Raw genomic sequence first — 427 nt, 5'->3', positions numbered from 1 at the left:
GGCGCAGCCGGCAGCGCTGCCGCGAGACGGCCGGGAACGCGACGTAGTTCATGTAGATGCCGGCGTCGATCAATTCGAGCAGCATCCGTTCGAGCTTGGCCTCATCGCCGACGATGAGCGGGATGATGGCGGACTCGCTCCGCCCGATGTCGAAACCCATGTCGCGCAGGCCGTCGCGGACGTAGCGGATCGACCGCCACAGGTCGGCCCGCCGCTCGGGCTCGCGCTCGAGGATGTCGAGCGCCGTCAGAGCGCCGGCCACGATCGGCGCCGGGATGGCCGCGGAGAAAAAGTACGCGCGGGCGTAGAACTGCAGGTACTCGATCAGCGCCGCGCTGCCGACGATGCAGCCGCCGATGCCGCCCAGGCACTTGCTCAGCGTGCACATCGTGACGTCGATGCGCCCCTCGACGCCGTACAGCTCGGC

The 427-nt window shown here is 69.1% G+C and carries 1 protein-coding gene; it reads right to left on the bottom strand.

From position 1 onward, the window contains the following. Positions 1-427: aminotransferase class I/II-fold pyridoxal phosphate-dependent enzyme (locus FOE67_RS28365; protein WP_182667640.1), on the bottom strand; the 427-nt coding region annotated here is incomplete at both ends.

This window comes from Streptomyces calidiresistens (genome assembly GCF_014141525.1).
Taxonomy (GTDB): domain Bacteria; phylum Actinomycetota; class Actinomycetes; order Streptomycetales; family Streptomycetaceae; genus Streptomyces; species Streptomyces calidiresistens.
This window is presented reverse-complemented; position numbering and strand designations above follow the sequence as displayed.